This is a genomic window from Rhodanobacteraceae bacterium, from assembly GCA_024234055.1.
Lineage (GTDB): Bacteria > Pseudomonadota > Gammaproteobacteria > Xanthomonadales > SZUA-5 > JADKFD01.
This window is the reverse complement of the sequence record JACKOW010000004.1, coordinates 1-26625: the sequence shown is the minus strand read 5'-3', so window position 1 is coordinate 26625 and position 26625 is coordinate 1. Positions and strand designations below refer to the sequence as shown.

Below are 26625 nucleotides of genomic sequence, written 5' to 3'. Positions count from 1 at the left end.
CCTCGTGGCGCGCCGGCTCTCGCAGGAGCGCCCCTGTGGCGCGACCGGCCGTAGGAAGCGCCCTGGTGGCGCGACCGGCTCTCGCAGGAGCGCCCTCGTGGCGCGACCGGCTCTCGTAGGAGCGCCCTCGTGGCGCGACCGGCTTTCGTAGGAGCGCCCTGGTGGCGCGACCGGCGACGTGAAAATCCAGCACTGAGGCGGCTTGAGTGAAAGAGCCGGACGCAGAGAACACGGAGAACGAGCAGAGAGCACACGGAGTAGAGCCTGTCTGATGACTGGCCGACTTCGACGCTCTGCGCTTCTCTGCGTTCTCTCTGCTGATTCTCTGCGCTCTCTGCGATCTGCTTTTTGACCTCAATTTGCCTCATGGCACGATCTTGGCCACGCGGTCGCGACGCAAGGTCGCTCCTACCGTGGGAGCGGATTCATCCGCGATTGGCATCGCGACGGACGCCGCGGTCGCGACGCAAGGTCGCTCCTACCGTGGGAGCGGATTCATCCACGATTGGCATCGCGACGGACGACGCGGTCGCGACGCGAGGTCGCTCCTACCGTGGGAGCGGATTCATCCACGATTGGCATCGCGACGGACGCCGCGGTCGCGACGCGAGGTCGCTCCTACCGTGGGAGCGGATTCATCCGCGATCGAGATCGCGATCCGATTTGCCGGTCGCGACGCGAGGTCGCTCCTACAGCGGTCGGTTCAACACTTCGGACAAGGCCGCCAGCACGCGGTCGACGCTGTCGGGATGGCTGCTGGCGCCCATCAGGCCGATGCGCCAGATCTTGCCGGCCAACGATCCCAAACCCGCGCCGATCTCGATGTTGTACTGGTTCAGCAATTGCCGCCGCACCGCCAGATCCTCGACCCCGTCCGGGATGCAGACGGTGTTGAGCTGCGGCAGGCGATGGCGTTCGTCGACCAGCAGTTCCAGTCCCATGCGCTGCAGACCATCGCGCAGGCGTTCGTGATTGGTCCGATGCCGGGCCCAGGCCGCTTCCAGGCCTTCTTCCTGCAGTATCACCAGCGATTCGTGCAGGCCGTAGAGCATGTTGATCGGGGCTGTGTGGTGATAGCTGCGCGCGCCTTCGCCCTGCCAGTAGGCCATGACCAGGCTGAGATCCAGAAACCAGCTCTGCACCGGGGTCTTGCGGGCCTTCAGCGCGGCGACCGCGCGTTCGCCAAAGCTCACCGGCGACAATCCCGGTGGTGCCGACAGGCATTTCTGCGATCCGGAGTAGATGGCATCCACGCCCCAGGCATCCACTCGCAGGGGTATGCCGCCGAGGCTGGTCACGGCATCGACGATGGCCAGCGCGTTGTGCTCATGCGCCAGTTTGCACAGGGCCTCGGCATCGGATTCGACGCCGGTGGAGGTTTCCGCGTGCACGAAGGCCAGGGCCTTCGCCCCGGGATTGGCCTTGAGTGCGTCGGCGACCTTGTCGAGGTCGATGGCCTTGCCGAAATCGTCCTGCACCATCACCGGCGTGGCACCGATGCGCAGCACGTTTTCCTTCATGCGTCCGCCGAACACGCCGTTCTGGCAGACGATCACGGTGTCACCCGGCTCGATCAGGTTGACGAAGCAGGTCTCCATGCCGGCCGAACCCGGCGCCGATACTGGCACCGTCAGTGGGTTGTCGGTCATGAAGGCGTAGCGCAGCAAGGCTTTGAGCTCGTCCATCATGCCCACGAACTGCGGGTCCAGATGGCCGATGGTCGGGCGCGCCAGCGCCTGCAGGATGCGGGATGACACATTCGACGGGCCCGGGCCCAACAGCAAACGCTCAGGGGGCATGAAACTCGGCATGGCGTGATCCGTTCAAGCGGCAATCCCTGAGCCTATCGCGCCCGAGCAAAGCAGCAAAGCGTGCGATTGGAGTCTGGACTCCAGTGCGAGCGTCAAAGGAGGCTTTCGGGACCTGCAAGAGTGCTTGGTGTGTGGGGGTGGCAGCTGTGGAGCGCGCCGCGCTGCGGCGCCGCTTTGCGGGTGCCAGAAGATCAAGAGCGGCCGCGCAGGCGCGCGGCCCTCCTCAAAGCCGCTTTGCGCCCGCTACCAGGTACATGGCCCGTGCGCAGTGTCGAGCCACGAGCCTGGCGATGGCGCCTGCTCTGCTGATCAGCGCAGCTGCCGCCGCAGCGTCAGCGCGCCCAGCAGCATCGAAGCCAGCGCCAGCAGCAGGCTGCCCAGCGGATGGGTGGCCGGAATCGGCACTCGATCGAGTGTCGCCTCGATACCATTGATCGCCACATTCTGTCCCGGCTGCGAGGCATAGCAGTGGTCGCCAAACTGCAGCGGCACGGTCACCGTCGCCTGGGTGTTGACGCTGATGCCGGTGGCGACCTGCAGCGGCGTACCTTGGCGGACGCAATAGAGATCGAGGCCGGTCGGGCAGTAGCCGCTGATCTGGATCTGGTCGGGGGCGAACAGGTTGATGCTGGAGACAGTGCAGGTATCGACCTGATAGACCCCCAGCGTACCGCTGACCTCGTGCGACATCAGCAGCAGGGCACGCTGGTTGGGGCTTTGTGCCGGGCTGATATAGGCCACGCCTTCGGGTGAGACATCGTCGCCCTGGGCGCTGCTGTAGCCCAGTTGCACGGGCGCTCGCGGGTTGGTGACATCGTAGACAAAGGCGCCACCAATGCGTTCCAGGCCGACGAAGGCGTATTTGCGACCACCGACATCACCGATGACGATGCCCTCGGGCTCCGGACCCTTGTTGTCGCTGCGGCCATCGAAGCTGGCCGTTGTCCCTTCGGAATTGAACAGCGTTGGCACCTGTGCGGCAATGGTCTGCTCGAAGCTGTCACCGCTGTCGAACAGCAGAGCGCCGCTGATGCCGTCGAAAGCCGACATCGAGCGGCCGCCGAAGGCATAGATAGCGTCGAAATCGCCGTCATTGTCGAGGTCGCCCAGTGTTCTGGTGACGGTCAATCGGCCGAGATTGGCGTTCTGCTTGAGCGTTGCGGCATCCGGGAAAATGCTCGGATCCAGCACATAACTGCCCGATCCCGCTCGAACTTCTTCGGAAAACGCATCGTAGTCGCGGGAATCGCCCTCATTGGCCGTGAGTACCACCGGTTGGCCATTGCTGTCGGTGGTCACGGCGATACCGTCTGGTTGGTACATGCCGTACACCGGCATGTTGCGGATCGAGATGGCCGGCTGGTTCCCCGGCAAGTCACGATCGGTCGGATCAAGGCCGTGACCGGGCAGGCTGTGATTCTTGAATCCCAGGGCCAGAATGCGGCTGACGGTGCCGGTCGGAATGTCGATGACCGCCAGGGCGTTGTTTTCCTGCAATCCGACAAAGGCCGTGCGACTGTCCGGGGTGACGCTGATGTACTCCGGCTCCAGATCCTGCGCCACGGTGGCACCCGGGCTGAAGATTCGAACTGCGGCCGGGAGTTCCGCGTTGCGCGGACCGCCTGCGTTGAAATCATTGAAGCGCACCTGGCGTACGGTTGCCGCAGCGATGCCGGCGCTGATGTCGATGATCGAGACGCTGCCTTCCGGGTCGACGTTGTAGTCGGTGTCCGGCTCGCCCTCGTTGGCCGCCAGCACGTACCGGCCATCCGGCGTGAAGGTCACCATGTCGGGCAGCGCGCCGACCGCCACGCTGCCGAGCAGGGTCCCGCTGGTCGAATAGAACGCCACGCGGCCGTTGTTCTGAGGGTTGGCGTCCTGAAGGGCGACGGCCAGCACACCGTTGCTGATGGCGACACTGTTGGGGCTGCCCAGCGCTGCCGTGCTGACGCGCTGGAGCAGTGCCGGCGCGCTCGGATTGGACAGATCGATCAGATCGAAGCTGGAATCGGCGCCGTTGACGCTGGCGACGCGGCGGCTGGCTGGATCGTAGGCGGAGATTTCGATGGATCCCTCCCCCAGGCCTGAGTTGTAGCCACCGATCCGGTTGAGGGTGGTGGACTGAGCCAGGGCGATGCCGGGCAAAGTCAGGCTGGCGGCAATGGCGAAACAGAGGCTGCGCATGGAAGATTCCAGTCTTGACGAAGACCGCGGAGCATTCCCGAGCGGTGTGACAAAGTCGTTTCAGCGCCGTTGGTCGGCCTGTTCATTCCGTTCGTACTGTTGCAACATTGCGCCTTCCTGAATGCGCTTCTTGTTGCCTCCTCATGCCTGAGATCCTGGTCGTCGAACGCTCGGCGACGTTATGCAATTTGCTCGAGCGCACGCTGGAATCGGCGGGCGTGGGTATCGCCTGCCATTTCGAGCGCTTCGGGGATGCCGTCGACGAGATGCGCCAGCGCGTGGTGGCTTCAAGGCTGCCGGCCTTGCTGGTCATCGGCATACCCGAGCGCGAACCGGCCGAATGTCAGGCGCTGCTGAAGATCGTGCGTGAGTTGCCGGGCAGCGTATTGCCCTTGCTGATCCTCAGTCATGCGCCCCTGCCCAGGCTCGATTCCTGGCTGGAGCGCCGCGGCGGTTCCATGCGCCTGCTGTGGTCGCAGTTCTGGCAGGTGCCGGGTGCGATCAGCGAACTGTCGCCGAATCTGCTGTTCAGCACGCCTCCCGAACGGGTGACGCCGCAAAGTCCGATGCGTCTGCTGCTGGTCGATGACTCGGTCAGCGTGCGCCGGACCTACCACCAGTTGCTGACCCAGCAGGGCATGCAGGTAGATCTGGCCGAGAGCATTGCCGAGGGTTTCGCGCGAGCCCGCGCCGGACGCTACGATCTGATTGTGGTCGACTATTACCTGCCCGATGGCACCGGCGACGAGCTGGTGCGCAAATTGCGCGCAGATCCGGCCACCGAGGGCGCGCTGGTGGCCATGATCACCGCCACCTATGGCGATGAACTGATCCAGAAATGCCTGGATGCCGGCGCCGTCGAGTGCATGTTCAAGAACGAAGTGGTGTCGCTGACGCTGGCGCGCATCAAGGCACTGGCGCGCTCGGTCTACGATCGCCGCAATACCGACAGCGAGCGGCGGCGCCTGGACGGCATCCTGCGTTCGGTGGGCGACGGTGTCTACGGCCTGGACGAGGCTGGTGTGGTGACCTTTGCCAACCCCACTGCCTGCCGCTTGCTGGGTTGCAATGACGAGTCCGAACTGGTCGGCAAGGATGGCGGTCAGTTGCGGTTGGCGGTGGAGCGCGCCGATGTCTCGGTGCGTGTGGAGACGGTATTTGCCACGGCCGATGGTCGCATGCTGCCAGTGGAATGCAGTCTGGTGCCGATGCTGGTGGCCGGCGAGACCGAAGGTTCAGTGGTGGTGTTTCGCGATATTTCCGAACGCAAGAGCGTGGAGCGGGTGCGTTGGGAAATCGATCATGATGTACTGACCGGCTTGGCCAACCGGCGCCAGTTTCTGACCGAGCTGGCGCAGTCGGTGGAGCGACGCAAGTCCGGTGGTTACGGCGCGGTGCTCTTCATTGACGTCGATCGCTACACTCAGGTGCTTGAAAATGCGGGTGAAATTGCCGGTCAGCAACTGCTGGTCGACATTGGTCAGCGCTTGCAGGCGCGCCTGCGCGATCACGATGGCCTGGCGCGACTCGAACACGATCAGTTCGCCCTGCGATTGGAAGATGTGCAGCTGGAACACATCTACACGCTGGCGGACAGCCTGCGCGAAATGCTGCGGGAAGCCCGTTACACCGACCATGCCGGACGCGCGTTGGGAATCACGGTGTCGGTCGGCGTTGCCATCGTCAGCAAGGATTCGCCCTCCGCCGAGTATGTGCTGGAAAATGCCCGGCAAGCCTGCGCCCAGGCCAAGCGACGTGGCCAGAACCAGACCCAGATCTTCGTGGTGGAGAGCGATTCGCGCGCCGCGCGCGAGCTCGAAGCGGGATGGGCGCAGCGCATCCGCGAAGCCATGGGCGAGGACCGGATCATCCTGCTCGGGCACCCGATCATTCCCATCGAATGCCTGCCTGCTGGCGGCAAGGCCGGCACGCCGAGGGTCAACACCGGTGAGCAGATCTACGAGATCCTGATTCGCATGGTCAATCGCGATGGCCAGTGGGTCAGCCCCAGCGTGTTCGTGCCCCTGGCCGAGCGTGCCAACCTGATGCCCAAGATCGATCTCTGGGTGGTGGCGCGCGCGGTGCGCATGGCCACACGTCTGAGTGACGATTCCCGGGTCGGATTCTCGATCAATCTCTCCAATCAGACCCTGCAGGACGCAGAGGCGCTGGTGCACATCGAGAACACCTTCGCCAGCCACCGGGTGCGGCCGGACCGTTTCATCTTCGAGATCTCCGAAACCGGCGAGATCTTCCAGTTGCACGCGGCGCGACGTTTCATCACCCAGCTGAAGAAGCTGGGTTGCCGCTTTGCACTGGACGACTTCGGTGCCGGCAACAACTCCTTGTCACACCTCAAGTGGCTGCCGGTGGATCTGGTCAAGGTCAGTGGCGAGTTCGTCGCCGAAAAGCAGGGTAGCGAGGTGGATCGCGCCATGGCGCTGTCACTGACGCAGATGGCGCATACCCTCAAGCTCAAGGTCATCGCCGAGCGCGTCGATTCACCGAAGGCATTGACCTGGCTGCGCGCCGCCAAAGTCGATTACGTGCAGGGTCATCTGTTCGGAGAGCCGACGCGGCTGGACGAGATCGATTTCGAGGCCGTGGAGGAGGCGTAGGAGTCCCGGTCGCCCCTGGCGGTGCGCTTGTTCGCGCAACAAACTGGGGCGAGAGGCAGGGGGCAGGGGCCCAAGCTCGCTGCATGGTCAGATCGTGCGGCGGGGCGGGTCTCCTGCCCCTCGCCCCTCGCCCCGATTATGTGAACCTAAAATCAATGTGTTACGGTCTGTTTGGCGAGAGCGGCTACCGCCAGGTCCCGCCTCATCATGAGACGGTTCGCACGCGCGTTCTTGGGGCAGGGGGCAAGTGCCCAGCCTCGACGCAGGTGCTGAACGCGACGCGAGGCAGATCCCTTGGCCCCGGCCCCGGGTGCCTCGATGAAGTCCTTCAGTTTCCGCACGACGACATGATCCGATAGCGTCATACGGTGTCGCACCTACGCCTCACCCCTGCCGCAACAGATCCACGACTGGCTGAAAGGCGGCGCGATTGGCCTCGTTCAACTCGATCAGCTGCTCATGGGCGCGCAGGATGCTGGCGGCCGAGACCTGTCCCGCTTGATCACCGACCGCCGCCAGAGACAGTGCGCTTCCCGGTGCACTGCCGGCTTCGACCAGGGTGACGGCGTCGTCCAGGCACAGGCTGTGCAGCAACTGGTTGATTTCAGGCTGGGTCGAGAACACCGTGGCTGGGGGCAAGGCGCGTTCGGCCAGTTCGCGGACGATGCAGGCCAGAAGGCCGATCACGGTACTGTCCATGAACCGAAGCTCGTTAAGGTCGATGACAACCGATGCGACGGCAACAGCGTCAGCTGAGAACCAGCCTTCGATCAACTGCTCCAGCGGCGCGGCGTTGTCATGGCGCAACTCGCCACCGAGCTTGAGAAAATGGACTCCAGCGCTGTGCGCTTCGGCGATGATGACGTCCATCAGTCGGAAGATTCGCCGCTGCGGGCGTCCCAGCGGATCAGCAGCAGGGCGACATCGTCCGGGTGCGGATCTTCGGGCTTGAGTCCCAGCTGCGCCCGGATCTGCTCAAGATTTTCAATCTGCGGATTCAGCACCCCGCGCAGACGCTCGCAACGCTGCTCGGTGGAATGCTCGGGGAGGATCTCGAGCACGCCATCGGAACAGAGCAGCAGGCGCATCGGACAGCTGAGTGTCAGCGTCTGGTTGGAATAGGCAGATCCCGCCAGCATGCCAGCCGGCGTACTGCGTGCTTGCAGATAGCGACAGCCGCTGCCGTCAGCGAGCAGTGGAAAGGGCGTCGCCCCGGCATTGGCGTAGTGCAGGGTAGAAAGTCGGGTATCGATCACGCCGTAGAAGATGGCGATGTGCTTGCCGATCCGGTCTCGCAACAACTCGTGGTTGAGCTGACCCAGCAGCAGCGCCGGATCGGCGATGGCGCTGCTTTGCGCGTGGCGCTGGTTGTCGAGCGCCGTGGCGATAAAGCGCTTCAGGTAAACGGTGACGAAGGCCGAGGCCACGCCGTGTCCGGAGACATCGGCGATGTAGAAGCCGACCCGGTCATCGTCAATGGCGAAATAGTCGACGAAATCGCCACTCATGAACTCCGAGGGCATCAGCAGGTGCGAAAAGTGGAATCCAGCATGCGTCCACTCAGGCTGGGGCAGCAGCTTGAACTGAACCTGGCGACCGGCGCGCTCGCCCTGTTCGAGCGCATTCAGCGATTGCTGCAGCCTTGCGTTGGCCTGCACCAGTTCCTGGGTACGCTGGGCCACCTTGTCTTCGAGCGCCCGATTGAGATCGGCCAGTTCGGTCAATGCCAGATAGCCGCGCAGGGCGGCAACCACCGCGGTCGACAGCTTCTGCGCGGTGAGGTCGGTCTTTTCCTTGTAGTCATTGATGTCGTAATCGAGGATGACCAGACGCTCGGGCGCCAATCCAGCCTGGCCGGTACGCAGGATGATCCTGACCAGATCGTTTCCCAGCTCCTCGCGGATATGCCGGACCAGCTGCAGCCCGGCATCGTCGGTCTCCATGACCACATCGAGCAGAATGACGGCGATATCCGGATAGTCGGCCAGCAGGCGCCGCGCCTGGGCGCCATCGTAGGCATTGAGGAAGCTGAGGCGGCGTTCCCGGAAACGCAGGCTGTTCAGCACCAGCGAGCTGACCTCGTGCACCGCCGGCTCATCGTCGACAATCAGGACACGCCAGAACTGCTCCGGCGCGCCGATTTCGTCATCGGCCCATAGCAGCGGCGTTTCTTCCTCGTCCAGTGGCGTAGCGCTCATCGCCGGCAATCGTCGATTCACTCATGGGCCTGAGGGTCATCATACGTCTTGGAACCGGCGACGGTGGCAATCCTTTGTGCCGATCATGAGCGTCCTTTGCTGATGTGCACCCAGGTAAACTGCGGTCCATGGACGATAGACAAGCAGGAGATGTGCTGTTCGCCGGTGCCACCGGATTGGTAGGCGGACTGGCACTGCCGGCACTGCTGGAACGCGCGGCAGCCGAGGGTTTTCGCGTATTCGCGCTGGTGCGGCGGCCGCTGGCGCTGACGCATCCGAATCTGCACCCGATCCAGGCCGGTCTAGACGACGCCGCCGGTCTGGCAGACGTGGCTCAGCAGTTGCGAAGAGCCGATGCGCATCCGCAGGTCTTTGTCTGTGCGCTGGGTACTACGCTGCGGCAGGCCGGGTCGGCTGCAGCCTTTGCCGCCATTGATCGGGATCTGGTGGTGGCGCTGGCGCAGCTGGCGCGTGCTCAGGGCGCAACGCAGGCGCTGGTAGTGTCTTCGGTGGGCGCGCGGGCCGGTTCCGGCAATCTTTATCTGCGAGTGAAGGGCGAGATGGAGGCAGCGGTGGAAGCGCTCGGCTTCAACCGCGTCGATTTCCTGCATCCGGGCCTGCTGCTGGGCCAGCGCAGCGGACCAACGCGCCCGGGCGAGGGCATCGCCCAGGCCCTGGCGCCCTGGTTCAACCCGCTGCTGATTGGTCCCTTGCGTCAGTACGGGGCCATCAGCGCGGGCGCCGTGGCCACGGCCGTCGTCGCCCTCTGCGGCAAAGCCGGGTCGGGCGTCAATCGAATCAGCAATCGGCAGATTCAGGCGCTGGCAGACTGAGTGCCCGCTCAGTTCGCCGGCTTGGTGATCTCGCTGACAGCCACGACCGGTGCGGCCGCGCCGCGCTGGTAGACGATCTTCTGGGTGCCGCCGTTGCAGCTGCCGACGGTCCTGGCAGTGCTTTCGTCGGCGCTGGCCACAATGTCCAGCGTATAGGCCTTGACGCCCTTGGCGTCGATATTGGCCGCGATCTCGCGCTTGAGTTCCTCGCAATCCTTACGCGCGTGGGCGGGGGCGCTGGCGAGTGCAGTGGTCATCAACATGGAGACGATCAGCAGTTTCATGAACGAACTTCCAGGGGCTATGCCGCCGGATGGCGGTATCAACAGCATCAGCCCCGATCACGGTCGTCGTCGGGCAAGGTCTGTCACGCTGCGGGCGCGGTGTGGCTGAATCGGGGCTAGCATCCACGCTCAGCTCCTGCATCGAGAAACGCTGGTGATCCGGATATGGATGGGACTCTTGATGATGGTCAGTCTGCCGATGCTCGCAGCGACGCCCAATGATTCGCCGCAGGATCTGCTGAGGACCTTGTACCGCGTGCATGACAACGGGGCGGGGCCATTGCTGGATCCAGCCGCCAGCGCCGAGCGCGCGCGCTTCTTTACGCCTGAGTTGGCGCAGGCCCTGGATCAGGAGCTCAATCGGCCTGATTCCGATGAGATCGGTGCGCTGGACTTCGATCCCTTCTACTACGCCCAGGACTTCGAGATCAGCCAGTTCGACATTGCCGTGCCCAAGGTCAGTGGTACCGAAGTCACCGCACTGGTGCGTTTTGACAACTTCGGCCGGACCGTGGAGATCGGCTATCGGTTGAAGCAGGACAAGCACGGCTGGCGCATTGCCGATATCGACTACGGCGATGGCCATACCCTGCTCAGGACGCTTGCCGGCAGCTGAAGCTGCTCCGATCGGCCTGATCTGGTGTTCCGCCGCAGCTCGGACAGTTCGCCGCAGCGCACCGTCCGAACTGCTGGTTCTGGCGCCTGCCTATTCCGGTACTGTCGCCGCTGCACAGCCGCTGCCGAAGGCCGGTAGTGCTTTCTGCAGCGGAATCGTGCCGCTGATCGGTGGTTGGGTCAGCGCAAAGCTCAGACTGCCTTCGGTGCAGGAGGTGAATCGGAGTGTGGCCGTGCCGATCTGGGTGGTGGTGGTCGTGGTTGGCTGATTGAACACGCCGCCGCTGGTCTCGAATACATCCAGCGTGACCGTGTCGCCCTGGTAGTTGCCCTGCATGGTCAACCAGCGGGAAGTGGCTACTCCCAGCTTCTGCTGCGCGCTGGCCGCGGTGTCGTAGGTGAACCAGGCGCCGAACATGAAACTGTTGGCAGTGCTGAAATCAAACAGGAATCCCTGGCCCAGATTCGACGGGTTGACCCAGGTGCCGTTGAGTCCCTGGCTGATGGCAAAGGTGGGCGCAGCGATCACCGTGATTCGCGCATTCATGCTGGTGTTGATGTTGGCACCGGGGCTGGAGTGCACCGTGCAATAGACCCGGAATTCGCCGGCGCTGTTGTAGGTGTGGTCGAACTGCCATCCGGCTACCGCCGGCGTGTTGCCGTAGCTGCCATCGTCGGCGCGCACATCGTGGAAGCCCGCATCGTTGATGAAGCGCACGGTATCGCCGACATTGATGGTCAGGTCATTGGGCGTGAACACATTGTTGCTGAGGCGCACGGTGACTATCGCTGCCTGTGCCTGGAATGCGCCCAGGCCCAGTATCAGGCTCAAGCAGCGGATGAAGACTTGGATTGCGTTCATGGCGTGGATCCCGTGCGGCAAGGCGATGTTTGACGCGGCTTTTGAAGCGGTTCAGTCAGCGGCGACTGCGAGGCACTTGATCATCATTCTAGACGAGCCGGTGTATAAAGCGTTGACGGGGGCGAGTCCTGGGGAGATAGGCCGTGGTATGCAAGGCCGCGCAGCTTGGATGGATCTTGCTTGCACTCGGTGGGCCGGTGCTGGCGGTAGCCGTCGGCCAGCCCGCGCCAGCCATCTCCGGACCGGATCTGCAGACGGGAGAGCCGATCAGCTTGGAACAGCTGCGTGGCAGGGTGGTTCTGGTTGATTTCTGGGCGTCCTGGTGCGCACCTTGCCTGCATTCGCTGCCGATGTATGAGGCGCTTCGCGCGGAAATCGGCGCCGAGAATCTTGAAATCCTTGCCGTCAACGTCGACGAAGACCTGGATTCGGCCCGGCGGTTTCTCGAGCGCCGGCGGATCAGACTGTTCATCATTCACGATGACGGCACGATCGCGACCGCCTACGCCCCACCGACCATGCCGACGTCGTATCTGCTCGACCGCAATGGCGTGATTGACACGCGCAATGTGGGCTTCAGGCCGGAAGAACTGGACGCTCTGCGTGAGCGGATTCACGCCCTGCTGGAGACGACTGATGATCAATGACGCACCGATCTGGCGTTGGACCTTGGTCTTGTGCGCAGCCTGCCTGCTCGGTGCCTGCGCTACCACGCCGGTGCAACCTTGGGAGCGGGGTCGACTGGCGCGTTGGGACATGCAGCTGGATCCAGACCCGATGCGAACGGCATTGAAAGAGCACACGCGCTTCAGCAAGGAAGCCAGTTCAGGCCGTATCGGCGCCGCTGGCGGCGGCTGCGGTTGCAACTGAGATGGCCCTGCGACCCAATCCCCTGTTGGCGCAACTGCTGGCGGCCTCGGCCGGTCTGGTCAGCTCCTCAGCAGTACCGGCCGAACCGGTTGCGGCGGACCGGTCCATCAGCTATCGCCACGGAGACTATGACGAGGATGCGCTCGCGCTGACGCCGGTGGACGGCAGCGATCGTCGATATCGGGTACGCAGCGAGCAGTTCCGGCTGCTGACGCCGGCGGGCGAGGGCGCCAGTCTCAGTGTGGATCTGACCCACGAGGTGATGTCCGGCTCGTCGCCCTGGTTCAGCGTGCCGGACGCCAACGGCCAGCCCTTGCAGGTGATGAGCGGCGCCAGCATCCATGATCGCCGCAGCGAGCTCGGCGTGGGCTATCGCCGCGCTCTGGCCGACGATCGGGAATACACGGTCTCGGCCAGCTATTCGGCCGAGGATGACTATCACGCCACTGCTGTCGGACTGGAATGGTCCAGGCCCCTGTCTGCCGCGATCGAGCTCGGACTCGGCGCCAGTTTTTCACATGATCGGATCGATCCCACCGATGCCGCCGAATTTGGACGCATCGCGCAGGCCACCAAGAACACCTGGTCTGCGTCGGCCGGCCTGAGTTTCATTCTGGATCGGTCGAGCCTGCTGCAGGCCGGGCTTCAGCTCACGCGGTCGAGCGGATTCCTGTCTGATCCCTACAAGCGCTTCTTCGCCGGCGACCGCGTGCTCAACGAGGCCCGACCGGATCAGCGTCTGCAGGGAGCGTTGCTGCTGCGCTATCGGCACGCGCTGGTCGAACGCGACGCGGCCCTGCATCTGGACGGGCGCTATTCCCTCGACAACTGGGGCGTGCATTCCCATACCGTGGAGGCGCACTGGTATCAGACCCTGGCCCAGGACTGGCGCGTGATTCCGGGGTTCCGCTATTACACGCAGAGCGAAAGCAGCTTCTACGCGCCCTTTGCCAGCGTGGGCGAACTCGGGCGCTATTATTCCAGCGATTATCGACTGGCCACCGGGGGTGGAGTCTCCGCAAGCCTGGATCTGCGGCGCCAGATTGGCGCCTGGGACTGGGTGATCGGCATTGAGCGCCACCGCGCCACCGATGCCCTGGGTTTCGGTTCCGGCAATGACCCTGGACGCGTCAGCTACACCCAGATCCAGGCTGGATTCGACTTTCGGTTCGATTGAGTGCAGATGTCGGCAAGTCAGCCGGTGGAAGGGATCTGGCGGCGTGATTTCGTCAGCATGGGCTGCCCCTGTTCGATCCAGATCGAGGTGCAGGCGCGCGAGCGCGCCGAGGTTGCCTTTGCTGCTGCCATCGCCGAACTGGATCGTCTGGAACGGAAGTACTCGCATTATCGTGACGACAGTCTGCTGGCGCAGTGGTGCGCTGCAGCTGGCAGCGGCGAAGCGGTCGAACTCGATGCCGAAAGTGCCGATCTGCTGGATCTGGCGAGCCTGTTGCACGAGCAGAGCGGCGGTGCCTTCGACATCTCGGCCGGAGCGCTGGCGCGCTTGTGGGCGGGACCGGGCGATGCGCTGCCGAATCCGGCCGAGATTGCGCAAGCCATGGCCAGAGGCGGCTGGCGGCATCTGGTCTGGCAAAGGCCGTGGTTGCGGCTGGAGCAGCCCGGCATGCGCCTCGACCTTGGCTCCCTGGTCAAGGAATATGCGGCCGACCGCGCCGCCGCGCTGTGTCGGGAACAGGGGCTGATGCACGGCATCGTCGAGTTGGGCGGAGACCTCAGCGTGGTCGGGCCTCACGTCGACGGTACGCCGTGGCGCGCCGGTGTGCGTCATCCACGACTGCCCGCTGCCCTGGCCGGCATCGAATTGCTCGATGGCGGCCTTGCCACCAGCGGAGACTACGAACGCGGACTGCTGCTGGACGGCAAACGCTACGGTCATATCGTCGATCCGCGCACAGGCTGGCCAGTCACGGCTTTTGCCAGCGTCAGCGTGCTGGCGCCGAATTGTCTGGTGGCGGGTGCGGCAGCGACGCTGGCCATGCTGCTCGGCGTTGACGCGGGAGCGCGTTACTTGTCAGAGCTGGGGTTGCCGCATCTGACGGTGTCCGCCGCCGGCCGGATCGGCGGCACGGTGGCCTGGATCGAGCCGGATTCGCGGGTCTAGCCCGCATTTCTCACACCTGCGCGAGCAGATGCCCCCAATCTTCCAGTGGTACAAGGCGATTCCGAGGCACGCAGCAGTGACAGACTGTTTGGCTGCATCTGCCCGCTTTGCGGCCCTCGCTGGTTCTTTGCGCCGATGGCTGCGTTGCTCGTCGTCGCAATGGAACAACCATTGCTTCGCCCGGTGTGGCGGCATAGCCGCCACCCGTTCGAGAGGGCGCATGGCATGCGATGCAAGCTTGCCCTCTCTCACCCTCGCGCCTTGCCCTCAGCGCAAAGCCCTGCGCGATCTTCCGCAACAGGTGTGAGAAATGCGGTCTAGCTGCCCTTCAGGAACTGGGCCTCCACTTCCGCCGCAGGCATCGGCCGGGCGTACAGGAAGCCCTGATATTCGTCGCAACCCAGGCCACGCAGGATGCCCAGCTGTGCCTGGCGCTCCACACCCTCGGCAATCACCCGCGCACCAATGCTGCGGGCCATGCCGATCACCGCACGCACGATCGCCAGATCCTGCTGATTGCGTTCGATGTCGACGATGAAGGCACGGTCGATCTTCAGCGTATCGATGGCAAAACGACGCAGGGCGGTCAGCGACGAGAATCCGGTGCCGAAGTCATCCAGAGCCACGCGAACACCCAGGGCAGAGATCGCCCCGAGGATGCCACCGACCGCGATCGGGTCCTGCATGAACAGGCTCTCGGTGATCTCCACCTCGACCAGCTTGGGATCGATACCGCTGGCGGCGAGGGTGTCGCGGATGTCGCGATATAGTTCTGTGGTGAACTGCCGAACCGACAGATTGATGGCGATGCTGGCGCGCAGTCCCTGTGAATGCCATTGCGCCATCTGCCGGCAGACGTCGTCAAAGACCCATCGGCCGATGGGCACGATCTGACCGGTTTCTTCGGCCACTTCGATGAACTGACTGGGCGGAATCTCGCCCAGACTGGGATGGTGCCAGCGCAGCAGCGCCTCGAATCCGGTGACTTGCCCGGAGCCGATCTCGACCTTGGGCTGGTAATGCATTTCAAACTGACCGAGTTCCAGCGCCGAGCGCAGTCCTTCCTCCATCCACAGCCGACGCTGGGCGCGCTCGTTCATGTCGGTGGTGAAGAAGCGATAGCCGCCGCCGCCCGCCGCCTTGGCGTGATACATCGCGGTGTCGGCATTTCGCAGCAGCATGCTGGGTTCGGTGGCATCGCCGGGAAAAATGCTGATGCCCACACTGGCGTCGCGACTGAGTTCGTGTTCTTCCACCGGCAGTGGCCTTCGCAGCGCATCCAGCATCCTTTGCGCCAGTTGCGCCGCTTGCTCGTGCGAGCCCAAGGGGCTGATCACCGCCACGAATTCATCGCCGCCCAGCCTGGACAGGCTTTCGCCCTCGCCGAGCAGCGGGCTGAGGCGCTGCGCCACCGCCCGCAGGAAGGCGTCACCCAGCAGATGGCCCAGTGAGTCGTTGATCGACTTGAAGCGGTCCAGGTCCAGAAACAGCAGCGCCAAGCTGGCGCCCGTGCCTTTGGCTTCCGCCATGGCTTCGCCCAGATGTTGCATCAGCGCCATGCGATTGGGCAGGCCAGTGAGAGCATCCCGTGTTGCCAGAAAGCGAATCCGGCTTTCAGCCTGTTTGCGCTCGGTGACGTCGATGACTGGAATGATCAGATGTTCGACACCGTCGAGGTCGATGACCTCGGCGGACATCGACACCGCAGCAACTTCGCCACTCTTCTTGCGCAAGCGCGTCTCGAAGCTGCGCAGCGGTTTGCCGGCCTTGAGCGAGGCTAGCAGCAGGACGCGATCAGCCGGCTCGACCCAGAGTCCGAGGTCGGCGCCAGTCACGCCCAGGCACTCGCTGCGCTGGTAGCCAAAGACGGTCACCCAGGCTTCATTGACCTCGACGATCTGGCCGTCCGATTTCCGACTGATCAGCATGGGATCGGGCGAGGTCTGGAAGATCTTGGCGAATCGCTCCTCCAGGCTGGAGATGGCGTCACGCTGGGCCTGCAGCTCGGCGTTGCTCTCGGCCAGCCGTTGATTGCGCTCGGTGACGGCGATCAGTGAGCGTTCCAGCACTTCCATCAGCGCCCTGACCGGGATCGCCGTCAGCGCCAGCGTAATGCAGACAAAGGCCACGCGATCCCAGGTGAGCAAGGGCTGGTAGGCGGTCACCATCCAACTGTTCATTTCTGCCAGGCCGATCGCGCCACAGAGGGCGACGGCAGCCGTTGCCAGAACGATGTAGGACCATCGATCCAGAAGCAGGCTGCCGATCAGCATCGAGGCGCCAAGCAGCGCAACGGTCATGTCGTGGAGGCCGTCTCCCAGCAACATGCCGGTGGCCAGCAGCGAGGTGTGCAGCACGGCCAGCATGGCGCGAGCGGCGTCCAGATGCCCGCTGCGTGCGAGGCGGAGGGCAGCAAGGACGATGAGGATAGCCAGCAGCGGCACCAGACCGGCGGTGTTGTGTCCGGCAATCAGTAGTCGGTGGCTTTGAAACAGGATGATGGCAACGAAGGGCAGGCCCAGTAGCATGACCAGCGCGATGACGTGGAACACCCGCCAGCGCACGGCCAGAACCGGGTTGCCGGCGGCTTCAGGGGGGACTCTCAACCAGCGCGGGATCACGGGCTCACTCCCGCGCTTGCGGCCGACGTTCTTGACTCAGCCTGTTTTGGCGGGATCGGTCTGGTCCACAGCGGCGGTGCGGCGATGATGGTCCACCGCCCGGCAATGCATGGTCTGAGTGAGGATATGCCGTTGGCGAGCACTGACGATCCCCGAGAACGGTGGCACTGGCCCTGTCGTCTTGCCAGCGCGCACATCATCGGTCATTGCCGGCGCCGCGGCGCAGCCAAGTTGTAAAGAAGTACCGGCGGCCGCCTCAGACGTCCTGATCAGTGCCCTTGGCTGCGCGTTTTCGACCATGGATCATGGCCGCAATCAGGTTTTCCCGATGCTTCCAGGTGGCATGCAGTGCTCCTGCGACATGCAGCGGAATCAGCGCCAGCAAGGCCCAGGAACTGTACAGATGCAGATCCATGACCCAGGCGATGCCCCAGTAGCGATCCGTCGTCGACAACCAGCCGCTCAAGCAGATGAGCAGCAGCAGCGACAGCAGCGCAAGGATCATCCACGCGCCGAGTGGATTGTGACCGCGATAGCGTCGCGCCTGCCCGGCCCTGAGGGCGCGCACATAGGCGAGGGTCGTGTGCGGTCCGCGGATGAAGGATCCAAAGCGGGCGCTGGCCGGGCCCACGAAGCCCCAGATCAGACGCAGCAGCACCGCCGCCAGCAGCCCGTAGCCCAGCCACTCATGCCAGTTCCCTGGAGTGTGGCGGGTCAGCCAGGCGGCGCTGACTCCGATGATGAAACAGAGATGCAGGACGCGCACGGGCGCGTCCCAAACCTTGGTGGGCCTTGCGGTCAATGATCGTTCCCGGTCGGAACCGGATCGAGCGTTACCGGGTGAAAATAGGCCTCGACACGCTGGCCCGATTCATTCAATGCATAGACCTCGTAGCAGCCGCCGTCTTCCTTGATCCTGCGCACTGTCCAGCCTTTCTCGGTGAGCTGCTTCTCCAGCACCTCGGTGGGCTGCCAGCCCGACTTCGGGCCCGATTCACAAGTGGCCAGACCAGTGGCGTAGGCCGGTGCCTCAATGCAGAGCGTCAGGCCAAGGCCCAGGATTCGCGTGATCGACATGCAGTTTCCTCGTTTTCATGAAGTCACGAAGAAGAGCACGCCAAATGCGAATTTATCGTATTTGTGGTGTTCCCGGACCGAGGGACGCTTGTGGGACTGCTGGCGATCTATCCAACGGGTGCGGGTATCGTTCCGGCGTCATTGCGAGCCACCTGTATCGGCCCGACACTGCGCACGGGCCATGAACCACAAACCCGCCTGTAGGAGCGACCTCGCGTCGCGACCGGCAAGCCGCACGTCCGAAGCAGCGGTCGCGCCGCAAGGGCGCTCCTACAGGCGGAGGAAGAAATCAACAACTTGCGAGATGGGTTCATGGAGAGCGTAGCGAAGCAATCCAGGGATGTGCGGCGCTACCCTGGATTGCTTCGTCGCTGCGCTCCTCGCAATGACGCATCAACAACTTGCAATATGGGTTCACGGAGAGCCACTTGGTTCGGCCCGATACCGCTCACGGGCAATGAGCCACAAGCTCGACAAGGAGCGACCATTCAGCGGCACGCGCGCAACAGCGATCGGGCTACCCCACTCGCGTCGGATAAGCGAAATAGGTCAGGAACTCATCATCCCGCACCCAGCCGCTGCTTTCGTAGAGGCGCTGTGCCGATTGATTGTCACGATGGGTCTGCAGCATCAGCCAACCAGCGTTCCCGGACGCTGCAAATGCGACGGCCGCATCCAGTAGTTGCCGCGCGACGCCGCCGCGCCGCGCGCTGGCGACCACATACAGATCGTTGAGTAGCCAGCTGGATTGCATGGAGATTGACGAAAAGATCGGATACAGCTGGCAGAAGCCCAATGCATCGGGGCCGCGCCTGGCCAGAAGGATGGTTGATTCCCGGCGGGCCATTCGTGCCTGCAGGAATTGCCGCGCGCCGGCGAGGTCGCTGGCCTGTTCGTAGAACATCCGGTACTGATCGAACAGGGGTGCCAGATCGTCCAGGTCGTCGGGCTCTGCGAGCGCGATTCCGAGGTCGCTGCTGGCGACGGCGAGATCAGTTGAAGGCGATGGTGCTGCTTCCGCTCGTCTGGGACGAGCGAGCAGTTCACCGCCACAGTTGGGACATTGCCCGTGCAAATGATCCTCGCTGCAGCTGGCGCAGAACGTGCACTCGTAGCTGCAGATTCGGGCGTCCGCCGAATCGGCCGGCAGCAGGCGGCCGCAGGATTCACACAGGGGGCGCAGGCTCAGCATGGAAAGCTCCGGGCGGCGGATCAGGATACGCGCTGGTGCGCCCACCATGACCATTGGCGGTCTCGAACGACGGCGTCTGCTGGCAAACTCGACGGTTGGCTCTCAGAGAACTGCCTTCCATGATCAAGCGCTTGCTCAAGTGGATCTCCCTGCTGGTGTTGGTCGTGGTGCTGCTGGGCGGCGCATTGGCAGCGCACACCTGGTATGGCAAGCCGCTCAGCATCAACTGGTTCTATGGTCGGGTGTTCCTGCAGTTCGCGCTCGACAATCCGGAAATGCTCACGCAGATGCGCCTGTTGGAGCCGATGGGCATCAAGAGCCACAACGCCAAGCTTGGGGATGATTCGCTGGCGCATGATGAGGCTCAGTTGATCAAGCTGGAGCAGGACTACGCCACCTTCAAACGCTATGAGCGCGCTGACTACAGCGGTCAGGCGCTGATTTCCTACGACATCTTCGATGCTTTCCTCGGTGATCTGGTCAAGGATGGCAAGCGCTTCCGCTACCACAACTTTCCGATCAATCAGATGTTCGGGGCGCAGAGCGGCGTGCCGAATTTCATGGTCAACAGCCATTTCGTCGAGAGCGAGCGCGACGCCCGTGACTACATCAGCCGGCTGCGCCTGATCGGCAACAAGTTCGATCAGGTGCTGGAAGGCCTGCGACATCGAGAATCGCTGGGCATCCTGCCGCCGCGGTTCACCGTGGAGAAGGTGCTCGAGCAGATGCGCGGATTCATCGAATCCCCGGCGCGCGAACACATGCTGTACACCAGCTTCGAGGAAAAACTGGCGAAGATTCCCCCTGAGCAACTGTCGGAATCCGTCCGCGAGGCATTGCGCACGGAGGTGGCGGGCGCCATCGACGAAGTGGTGTATCCGGCCTATCGGTGTCTGATTGCCCATCACGAGGCGCTGCTGTCGAGGGCCACCAGCAATGACGGCGCCTGGCGCCTGCCCGACGGCGAGGCCTACTACGCCTGGCGCATCCGCAACCAGACCACCACCGACATGAGCGCCGACCAGATTCACCAGATCGGCCTGGCCGAGGTCGAACGCATCGGCACCGAGATGGACCGAATCCTGCAGGCCGAGGGTCTCACCGAAGGCAGCATCGGTGCGCGTGTGCAGTTGATCAGCAAGCGTGAGGATCAGCTGTATCCAGACACCGAGGCCGGTCGCGAGCAGATCCTGGCCGACTATCAGGCGATCATCGATGAGGTCAACGCCAATCTGGGCGACTGGTTCAATCATCGACCCGAGGCTTCGGTGGAAGTCCGGCGGGTTCCGGAATTCTCGGAGAAGACCGCGCCCGGTGCCTACTATCAGCGTGGTTCACTGGATGGCAAGCGACCGGGCGTGTTCTACGCCAATCTGCGCAGCGTGGCCGATATCCCGCGTTTCGGCATGCGCACGCTGGCCTATCACGAGGCCATTCCCGGACACCATTTCCAGGGCTCACTGGCGCAGGAACTCGAAGGCTTGCCGATGTTCCGCAACTTCCTCGGATTCACCGTCTATTCGGAAGGCTGGGCCCTGTACGCCGAGCAGCTCGCCTGGGAGGCGGGTTTCCAGAGCAAGCCGCTGGACAATCTCGGCCGACTGCAGGCCGAGATGTTCCGCGCTGTGCGGCTGGTTGTGGATACCGGCATGCACGCCAAGCGCTGGAGCCGCGAACAGGCCATAGCCTACATGGAAGACCACACCGGCATGGGCCACGGTGAAGTCGTCGCCGAGATCGAACGCTATCTGGTCAACCCAGGTCAGGCTCTGGCCTACAAGGTGGGCATGCTGAAGATTCTGGAACTGCGCGAGAAAGCCCGCAGCGAACTCGGCGAGAGCTTCGATATCCGGGGCTTCCACGATGTCGTGCTTGGCTCCGGTGCCTTGCCGATCTTCATCCTCGAGCGCCAGATCGACGAGTGGATTGCCACGCAGAAGGTCTGATGCCGGTAGGCACGCCGGCGCGGCCTGCGGCGTGCGCCGACCGAGCTACTCCGCGGCAATCCAGTCAACCCACAAGGTGAACGGCCCTTCGCGTTTGTCACCGATCAGCAGGCCGATCTCGCGCACGCGCGATCGATCAAGGGTTGGACCATCAAGCGGATAGCCACGGTAGCTCGGCGTCAGCTCATCGAGCGGAACACGCACCTCGATCCAGCGATCGGTTTGGGTGGGGAAGGTGGCACCATAGGACACCGGCGAGCCGCGGAAGCGCGCGTCGGTGGCCAAGCGCAACTGGTAGCTGCGGCCGTCGCCCTTGACCCGCAACTTCAGTGCCTCGACCCCGCTCAGGTCAAAGGTCTGGTCGGTGGTCCGCACCGAGGAAAATCCGCCGTTGTTCGCCAGCGAGAGCACGCCGCTGAAGCGCAGTTGGTCATTCTGCCGTTTCGGTGTGCCCCACGAGAGTCCGTCCATGACGCCGTCATTGGCCGCGTACCCGCGAATCTGGTTGCTCTCGCGGAAATCCATCAGCGTCCGTGCGGGCGTGATCATGGGAGGCTTCGGTTCTGAAGCGACTGCGCCGGTCAGCATTGACATTGCCGACAGCAGCGCAGCGAAGACGGTAGAGGGGATGGTGATTGCATTGAACATCAGATCAGCCTGGGCCCTGCCGTTTGTGGGCTAGACCTGCATCCAGCAGCGGCGCCGCTGGAGCCCCACCGTAGGAGCGACCTAGCGTCGCGACCGCAGAATTCGAAACCCCCGATCGCGGCTGAAGCAGCTCCCACCGTAGGAGCGACCTCGCGTCGCGACCGCTGGATCCGAGGCTCGCGGCAAACCCTTTCGCGGCTGAAGCCGCTCCCACGGTGCCCCGCTACGGCCGCCAGCCCATGAACAGGAACTCGTCGTTGCGCATCGGGCCATTGGCGAAACGCGGGAAGTTCAGCTGCAAGCGGTTCTTGTCGATGGTTCCGGAGAGCACCACGGACGTGTGGCCGACAGCGATTTCGATGCGGATGCTGTCACCCTTGACGCTGTAGTAACCGGTGGGCACATGCCGCGACTGGATGTTGAACCACTTTGACAGTTGTGAGGGCTGCTCGTCGGAATCGATGTAGATGGCGGTCTTGTCCGGGTACAGCCGCAGATAGCAGTGGGCGGAATTGGTGTCGTCTTCGGGCTGCTGCTTGACCCGGTAGACGCCGTCGTAGCGCAGCAAGTCTGCGGCCTTGCTGCCGCCAAAAAGCCGGCCGATGGCAGCCAGACCGCCGGCCTTGACGGGCTTGAGCGGCTCACTGTCGGGTGCAATCAGCGTGCCCCGCAATTCGATCTCGGCTTCGCCGCGGTAGAGCTTGCCGGCGTCGTCCTTGCCGATGACATACCAGAGCTGGCGGGATGAGCGCAGTTGCGAGTTGCGGTGCGAGTTCTGCGGATTGCTGAAAGCCCGGCCGGGTGACAGTCGGCCGTCAGTGCAGCCGAACTCATCAGCGAATTGCTGCGGGCCGAAGGGCAATTCGCCGCCGTTGGCAGGGCTCCATTTGCCGCGAACCAGACTGAAGGCGCCGTACTCGACGATGCGAAGTTCGGTGTGCATTGCCTCCACGCTGGTCTGGAAGGTCCAGATGAATTCGCGCCCGTTGTGGGTGGCGGCCGCCACGCTCGGTGCATGGCCGATACGCAGACCCTCGGGGAGCGCCCGGACTTCATCCAGGCTGCGCTGACTGGCCCCGGGTTTCCAGGCCTTCACCAGTTCGGCCGGCCAGCCTTCGAAGGGCAGGATCATCACGGCTTCGGTCGAGGGATGCACCAGAATCGGAAAACGTTCACCGCACATCTGGCCCTGGGGAATGTGCTGGCGGAAAACCATGAAGATGGCACCGCGCACGTCTCTGTCGGTGAGTGCCTCGGGCACGCGCCAGCCCATGCCGCGATCGCTCTCTTCGGTGACCAGCTTGGCCAGGGCACGCAGGCCCGGTTCGGTCGGCTGGGTGTTCTTCAGCTCGAAGATTCGACGAGCAATCGCATGCAATTCATCCGGCCGTGATTCGAACCATGGATCCAGGCTGTAGACCAGCAGTGCCGGGCAGTCCTCTTTGCCGGGCTTGAACAGCAGGTTGTTGGCCATCACCAGCGCCGCCCAGACGATTCGGCCTTCCCGAAGCAGCAGGGCCTGGTTGTGACTGACCTCGATCAGCGGATCGCGGTGGGTCAGCCACTTCGGACTGTCCGCATGCATGGCATCCAGCGTGCCGGCCGCAGCGGCTGTACGCAAACGGGCAAACTTGTCGCGGGCCTGCACCAGCATCTGTTGCATTCGCGAATCCGAGCGCTGCGCCGGAATGCGATAGGGATAATCAGTCGCCTCTGGCAGCGGTGACGAACGTCCCTGGTCGGCCGATGGGCGCTCCGACGCGCCAGTCGTCACGCCCGCTGGCTGCGCGGATCTCAGGCGTTGGACCGAGTCGTAGGTGCCCAGCACCGAATCGCCGCCGGCTCGGCCATTGGCCCATTGCCGAGCCACCTTGTCGAGCGGGAAAACACCGTTCTTGTCGTCCAGGAGCACGCAGAAGCGCTCCTTGTGCACGATCCATTCGCCACCGAACTGGCGCAGCAACACCTCACCGAAAAAGGCGCCGATGCCTTCGACAAAGGCGTCGGTGGCTGGCACGCCCTGGCTACGCTGGTCTTCGATCAGCTGGTCGAGCAGTTGGATACCGCCGGCGTCGTAGCTCAGGTCGCGCTGGAACTGGCCCTGGTAGGCCCGACGAAAATCCTCGGCTGCGGCTGCCATGCGCTGCTTCGGGTCGGGCGCGGCCTGGCGGATCGAGGCCTTGCTGCGCAAGAGCTCCAGTTGCGCGGCATCGGGGAAGCCCTGATGACGATATCGAACGGGATGGATGGCCAGGCGCTTGAGTGCTGCTCCCAACACCGCTTCGGCTTCCGTCCACGGCACCAGCAGGAATTCCTGCGTGCGAGTCAGAAAAGCCAGTTCGTCCGCCTTGGGCAAGAGTGTCAGGCCCACGCCTTCGGTCACCTGGGTGATGTTTCGGTAGGGCTTGTCGTCACTGCTCTCGGCCAGCTTGTAGCTGGCGACAAAGAGATCCTTGCCCTGGGCCTGATTCAGCTGGTTCAGCAATTCCGCCTGCTGGTTGTAGTCGCGCTGCAGCAGCAGTTGCCGGGCCCTGAGCAGGCGTGGCTGCTGTGACACCGATGCTGCTGCTTCGCGCCAACCCTGGGCGTGGAAGTGCAGTACGTCGGCAGACAGCGGTCGCGTTTCCTCCCCCAGCACCTTTGCGGCCAGCTGAGCCAGCGCCGCCAGCGCCGGCGGATCGTCAGACCCGGCCACCACCAGCAGATTGCGCGAAGGCACCGCTACCACCGGTTCGCCTCGCAGAGTCAGCTGCTTGAGCAGTTCCGGCAGCAGCAAGCGCGAGGCATCGTAGCCATCGCCCCAGCGTGATACGTAAAGACCCGGACGCACCTCGTGCATGCTGCCCTGAGTGCGCGCGCGCAGATTGGCCAACGCGACGGTGTAGGCGGCATCGAAACTGGTGCCCCAGGCGTCGAGTTCGCTCGCGGTGACCACGCTGGTTGCGGTGGGCGTGTCCAGCCCCAGGGTCACGACCAACTCGCCTGCCAGTGCCCGAAACGGGAAGTTCGGTATGTCCACCTTGGCCTTCGCCGCCGAAACCTTGGCCATCAGGATGGCCATGTCCAGATAACGGCGGTCACGCACCACCGGCAGCAGACTCGGCGCAGCCTGCTCCAGCGATTGCGGACGCGGCGCCTGCATCGACAGCAGACCGGCGCAGCAGGCCTGCAGGAAGGCTTCAAGGTCGACATCGCCCTTGGCGAAATCGAGGTAATAGTTGTTCGGGTTGACGCTGTAGTCCTGGCCGCCGTGCCGATAGCGAAGGGTGCGCGTGGCGGCGTCAAAGACCGCGTCGCTGTGCCCTGGCAGCCCTTCGATGTGGCGCTTGAAGGCCTCGACGAATTCGCCAAAGCCGATTCGGTTGAGTGATGAGTGCTCCAACGTCCATGTCCTCTCTGATACAAAGGCGGACACCTTCCCAGGTCCGCCCGACTACCACCACAACGGCGATATACACTGTTACTCCAAACTTTGTATCCAATGATGTACGGATCGGGTGGTGTGATCCAGATGCCCCCCGACAGACGGACATTGCCCGCAAGCACGCCTTCCTGCCGACACCCGCAAGCGTACGGGGATTCGACTTCGACCTCATGAATAGACAAAGGCCGCCATCACTGGGGGTCCTTGTTGGTTTGGTGGCGGATGGTTGACGGTTCGATTCCGCCATTGTCGATTGAACGGCAACGCGGCGGGTTGGGGCGGAATGCTGCGGGTCAGCCGCCCAGCAGTCGCCGCGCGAGCACCGATTGCAGGTCCCGGCGGCCATCGACGATCAGGTAGATGACGACGCGCTTGCCAAAGATTCGATAGATCATCCGGTACGGCTTGAATGCCGTCTGGCGGTAGTCCTTGATGCCCAGCGCGGCGAGTTCCTTCGGGTGACTGCCGCGTTCCGGGAATTCGGCCAGCCGCTGCACGGCCTTCATTAGCTCGTCGAGCACATGCTCCGCGTTCGCCGGGCTGTCAAACTCGGCGATGTGGTCATGGATCGATTCGAGATCCTGCTCCGCACCCGGCGTCAGCAGAACCTCGTAGCGCGGCGGTCCCGCAGGCATCAGGCCGAAGCGCGCTTGGCGCGCAGACGCGCCACCACATCGGCAACCGGCTTGACCCGGTCAGCGTCAACATCCTGCTGCCCGAGCGCCAGGATCTTGAGCAGCGCCAGCGTTTCCTGCGTCTCCTCAAACGACGCGACGTCCTGCAGCACCGCCTTGGCCTCGCCGTTCTGCGTGATGACCAGGGGCTCGCGCTGCTCGGTCAGGTGCGCCAGCACTTCCGCGGCATTGGCCTTGAGATAGCTGATCGGCTTTACCTGGGTTGAGTAGCGCATGACCGTGCTCCTGACGTCGCATAGGACTGAATATAGTCCGTTAACGGTCCTGCGGCAATCTGCCGCGCAACGGCACGGAAATCGTGCGGGGATCAGGTAGAGCTGCCAGGAGAATGCGCCTTGAACCACTGCCGCCCGAGTGCCGTCAGGCGATAGCGCTGGTTGCTGCTGCGCGGTTTCTCGGGCAAGGTCATATCCAGTGTTGCCGCTCGCCGACGTCCCTTGGGAACTGCTTTTCTTGTTCCAAGTTCAGCTTTGCTGCCCAGAAGATGACGAATGCGTGGAGGTACGCAAGTTGATATGGGTTCTCTGATGCGCACAAAAAAGCCCCAAGGTTCAACACCTTGGGGCCGTCTGTTGGTGGAGGCGGGGGGAGTCGAACCCCCGTCCGCAAGCCCTACGTCTTGTGC

At 63.6% G+C, this 26625-nt stretch carries 22 protein-coding genes; 8 read left to right on the top strand and 14 right to left on the bottom strand.

From position 1 onward, the window contains the following. Window positions 1-689 precede the first annotated feature (689 nt). Both H7A19_09435 and H7A19_09430 read right to left on the bottom strand, forming a co-directional pair. Window positions 690-1811 (bottom strand): alanine--glyoxylate aminotransferase family protein, encoded by a 1122-nt coding sequence (locus H7A19_09435; GenBank protein MCP5475043.1) that lies wholly within the window; start codon window positions 1809-1811, stop codon window positions 690-692. A gap of 309 nt (window positions 1812-2120) precedes the next feature. After that, a complete protein-coding gene (locus tag H7A19_09430; protein ID MCP5475042.1) occupies window positions 2121-3995 on the bottom strand; it encodes a choice-of-anchor I family protein in 1875 nt (624 codons plus the stop codon). Between the two features lie 143 nt (window positions 3996-4138). Between H7A19_09430 and H7A19_09425 the strand changes: the two genes are divergently transcribed. Continuing rightward, window positions 4139-6613: an EAL domain-containing protein gene (locus H7A19_09425; GenBank protein ID MCP5475041.1), complete on the top strand. Its 2475-nt coding sequence runs from the start codon at window positions 4139-4141 to the stop codon at window positions 6611-6613. Between the two features lie 384 nt (window positions 6614-6997). Here H7A19_09425 and H7A19_09420 read toward each other — a convergent pair whose 3' ends face one another. Beyond that, a complete protein-coding gene (locus H7A19_09420; GenBank protein MCP5475040.1) occupies window positions 6998-7483 on the bottom strand; it encodes an STAS domain-containing protein in 486 nt (161 codons plus the stop codon). Next, a complete protein-coding gene (locus H7A19_09415) occupies window positions 7483-8811 on the bottom strand; it encodes a SpoIIE family protein phosphatase (GenBank protein ID MCP5475039.1) in 1329 nt (442 codons plus the stop codon). Before H7A19_09415 ends, H7A19_09420 begins: the two co-directional genes overlap by 1 nt. Window positions 8812-8939: 128 nt before the next feature. Between H7A19_09415 and H7A19_09410 the strand changes: the two genes are divergently transcribed. Beyond that, complete coding sequence (locus H7A19_09410; GenBank protein ID MCP5475038.1) at window positions 8940-9644, top strand: NAD(P)H-binding protein; 705 nt, start codon at window positions 8940-8942, stop codon at window positions 9642-9644. 8 nt (window positions 9645-9652) lie between these two features. On the opposite strand, the gene H7A19_09405 is transcribed toward H7A19_09410, so the two are convergent. Further along, entirely contained in the window at window positions 9653-9928 is a 276-nt protein-coding gene (locus H7A19_09405) for a DUF1161 domain-containing protein (GenBank protein MCP5475037.1), read from the bottom strand. 169 nt (window positions 9929-10097) lie between these two features. Here H7A19_09405 and H7A19_09400 point away from each other — a divergent pair, with 169 nt between their 5' ends. After that, the gene (locus tag H7A19_09400) at window positions 10098-10544 is read left to right on the top strand and encodes a DUF3828 domain-containing protein (GenBank protein MCP5475036.1); all 447 of its coding nucleotides are present in this window, start codon (window positions 10098-10100) and stop codon (window positions 10542-10544) included. A gap of 90 nt (window positions 10545-10634) precedes the next feature. Here H7A19_09400 and H7A19_09395 read toward each other — a convergent pair whose 3' ends face one another. Further along, a complete protein-coding gene (locus tag H7A19_09395) occupies window positions 10635-11405 on the bottom strand; it encodes a hypothetical protein (GenBank protein ID MCP5475035.1) in 771 nt (256 codons plus the stop codon). A gap of 176 nt (window positions 11406-11581) precedes the next feature. Here H7A19_09395 and H7A19_09390 point away from each other — a divergent pair, with 176 nt between their 5' ends. The 4 genes from H7A19_09390 to H7A19_09375 are packed head-to-tail and all read left to right on the top strand — an operon-like array spanning window position 11582 to window position 14397. Then, a complete protein-coding gene (locus H7A19_09390; protein ID MCP5475034.1) occupies window positions 11582-12052 on the top strand; it encodes a TlpA family protein disulfide reductase in 471 nt (156 codons plus the stop codon). Further along, entirely contained in the window at window positions 12042-12275 is a 234-nt protein-coding gene (locus H7A19_09385; GenBank protein MCP5475033.1) for a DUF4266 domain-containing protein, read from the top strand. Before H7A19_09390 ends, H7A19_09385 begins: the two co-directional genes overlap by 11 nt. Before the next feature lies 1 nt (window position 12276). Further along, window positions 12277-13452: a DUF3570 domain-containing protein gene (locus H7A19_09380; protein MCP5475032.1), complete on the top strand. Its 1176-nt coding sequence runs from the start codon at window positions 12277-12279 to the stop codon at window positions 13450-13452. Between the two features lie 6 nt (window positions 13453-13458). Further along, window positions 13459-14397, top strand: coding sequence for an FAD:protein FMN transferase (locus tag H7A19_09375; protein MCP5475031.1), 939 nt, complete (start codon window positions 13459-13461; stop codon window positions 14395-14397). Between the two features lie 317 nt (window positions 14398-14714). On the opposite strand, the gene H7A19_09370 is transcribed toward H7A19_09375, so the two are convergent. The 4 genes from H7A19_09370 to H7A19_09355 form a co-directional block, all read right to left on the bottom strand. Beyond that, the gene (locus H7A19_09370; GenBank protein MCP5475030.1) at window positions 14715-17018 is read right to left on the bottom strand and encodes an EAL domain-containing protein; all 2304 of its coding nucleotides are present in this window, start codon (window positions 17016-17018) and stop codon (window positions 14715-14717) included. A gap of 256 nt (window positions 17019-17274) precedes the next feature. Further along, window positions 17275-17820 carry a cytochrome b/b6 domain-containing protein gene (locus H7A19_09365; protein ID MCP5475029.1) on the bottom strand — a complete coding sequence of 182 codons (546 nt, stop codon included), beginning with the start codon at window positions 17818-17820 and terminating at the stop codon, window positions 17275-17277. Then, window positions 17817-18089 (bottom strand): PepSY domain-containing protein, encoded by a 273-nt coding sequence (locus H7A19_09360; GenBank protein ID MCP5475028.1) that lies wholly within the window; start codon window positions 18087-18089, stop codon window positions 17817-17819. Before H7A19_09360 ends, H7A19_09365 begins: the two co-directional genes overlap by 4 nt. 523 nt (window positions 18090-18612) lie before the next feature. Next, entirely contained in the window at window positions 18613-19287 is a 675-nt protein-coding gene (locus H7A19_09355) for a GNAT family N-acetyltransferase (protein MCP5475027.1), read from the bottom strand. A 119-nt stretch (window positions 19288-19406) separates the two neighbouring features. Between H7A19_09355 and H7A19_09350 the strand changes: the two genes are divergently transcribed. Then, window positions 19407-21233 (top strand): DUF885 domain-containing protein, encoded by a 1827-nt coding sequence (locus H7A19_09350; GenBank protein ID MCP5475026.1) that lies wholly within the window; start codon window positions 19407-19409, stop codon window positions 21231-21233. A gap of 45 nt (window positions 21234-21278) precedes the next feature. Here H7A19_09350 and H7A19_09345 read toward each other — a convergent pair whose 3' ends face one another. The 4 genes from H7A19_09345 to H7A19_09330 form a co-directional block, all read right to left on the bottom strand. Continuing rightward, a complete protein-coding gene (locus H7A19_09345) occupies window positions 21279-21782 on the bottom strand; it encodes a CIA30 family protein (protein MCP5475025.1) in 504 nt (167 codons plus the stop codon). Between the two features lie 322 nt (window positions 21783-22104). Beyond that, on the bottom strand, window positions 22105-25263 hold the full coding sequence (locus tag H7A19_09340) for a DUF1444 family protein (GenBank protein ID MCP5475024.1): 3159 nt from the start codon (window positions 25261-25263) through the stop codon (window positions 22105-22107). Between the two features lie 335 nt (window positions 25264-25598). Next, the gene (locus H7A19_09335; GenBank protein MCP5475023.1) at window positions 25599-25940 is read right to left on the bottom strand and encodes a type II toxin-antitoxin system RelE/ParE family toxin; all 342 of its coding nucleotides are present in this window, start codon (window positions 25938-25940) and stop codon (window positions 25599-25601) included. Next, window positions 25940-26215 carry a type II toxin-antitoxin system Phd/YefM family antitoxin gene (locus H7A19_09330; protein MCP5475022.1) on the bottom strand — a complete coding sequence of 92 codons (276 nt, stop codon included), beginning with the start codon at window positions 26213-26215 and terminating at the stop codon, window positions 25940-25942. Before H7A19_09330 ends, H7A19_09335 begins: the two co-directional genes overlap by 1 nt. Window positions 26216-26625 lie beyond the last annotated feature (410 nt).

What these genes read in the sequence shown, in the direction of transcription:
- H7A19_09435 (MCP5475043.1), bottom strand. Translation starts at nt 1,811, where the DNA reads ATGCCGAGTTTCATGCCCCCTGAGCGTTTGCTGTTGGGCCCGGGCCCG.
- H7A19_09430 (MCP5475042.1), bottom strand. Translation starts at nt 3,995, where the DNA reads ATGCGCAGCCTCTGTTTCGCCATTGCCGCCAGCCTGACTTTGCCCGGC.
- H7A19_09425 (MCP5475041.1), top strand. Translation starts at nt 4,139, where the DNA reads ATGCCTGAGATCCTGGTCGTCGAACGCTCGGCGACGTTATGCAATTTG.
- H7A19_09420 (MCP5475040.1), bottom strand. Translation starts at nt 7,483, where the DNA reads ATGGACGTCATCATCGCCGAAGCGCACAGCGCTGGAGTCCATTTTCTC.
- H7A19_09415 (MCP5475039.1), bottom strand. Translation starts at nt 8,811, where the DNA reads ATGAGCGCTACGCCACTGGACGAGGAAGAAACGCCGCTGCTATGGGCC.
- H7A19_09410 (MCP5475038.1), top strand. Translation starts at nt 8,940, where the DNA reads ATGGACGATAGACAAGCAGGAGATGTGCTGTTCGCCGGTGCCACCGGA.
- H7A19_09405 (MCP5475037.1), bottom strand. Translation starts at nt 9,928, where the DNA reads ATGAAACTGCTGATCGTCTCCATGTTGATGACCACTGCACTCGCCAGC.
- H7A19_09400 (MCP5475036.1), top strand. Translation starts at nt 10,098, where the DNA reads ATGGGACTCTTGATGATGGTCAGTCTGCCGATGCTCGCAGCGACGCCC.
- H7A19_09395 (MCP5475035.1), bottom strand. Translation starts at nt 11,405, where the DNA reads ATGAACGCAATCCAAGTCTTCATCCGCTGCTTGAGCCTGATACTGGGC.
- H7A19_09385 (MCP5475033.1), top strand. Translation starts at nt 12,042, where the DNA reads ATGATCAATGACGCACCGATCTGGCGTTGGACCTTGGTCTTGTGCGCA.
- H7A19_09380 (MCP5475032.1), top strand. Translation starts at nt 12,277, where the DNA reads ATGGCCCTGCGACCCAATCCCCTGTTGGCGCAACTGCTGGCGGCCTCG.
- H7A19_09375 (MCP5475031.1), top strand. Translation starts at nt 13,459, where the DNA reads ATGTCGGCAAGTCAGCCGGTGGAAGGGATCTGGCGGCGTGATTTCGTC.
- H7A19_09355 (MCP5475027.1), bottom strand. Translation starts at nt 19,287, where the DNA reads ATGCTGAGCCTGCGCCCCCTGTGTGAATCCTGCGGCCGCCTGCTGCCG.
- H7A19_09350 (MCP5475026.1), top strand. Translation starts at nt 19,407, where the DNA reads ATGATCAAGCGCTTGCTCAAGTGGATCTCCCTGCTGGTGTTGGTCGTG.
- H7A19_09345 (MCP5475025.1), bottom strand. Translation starts at nt 21,782, where the DNA reads ATGATCACGCCCGCACGGACGCTGATGGATTTCCGCGAGAGCAACCAG.
- H7A19_09335 (MCP5475023.1), bottom strand. Translation starts at nt 25,940, where the DNA reads ATGCCTGCGGGACCGCCGCGCTACGAGGTTCTGCTGACGCCGGGTGCG.
- H7A19_09330 (MCP5475022.1), bottom strand. Translation starts at nt 26,215, where the DNA reads ATGCGCTACTCAACCCAGGTAAAGCCGATCAGCTATCTCAAGGCCAAT.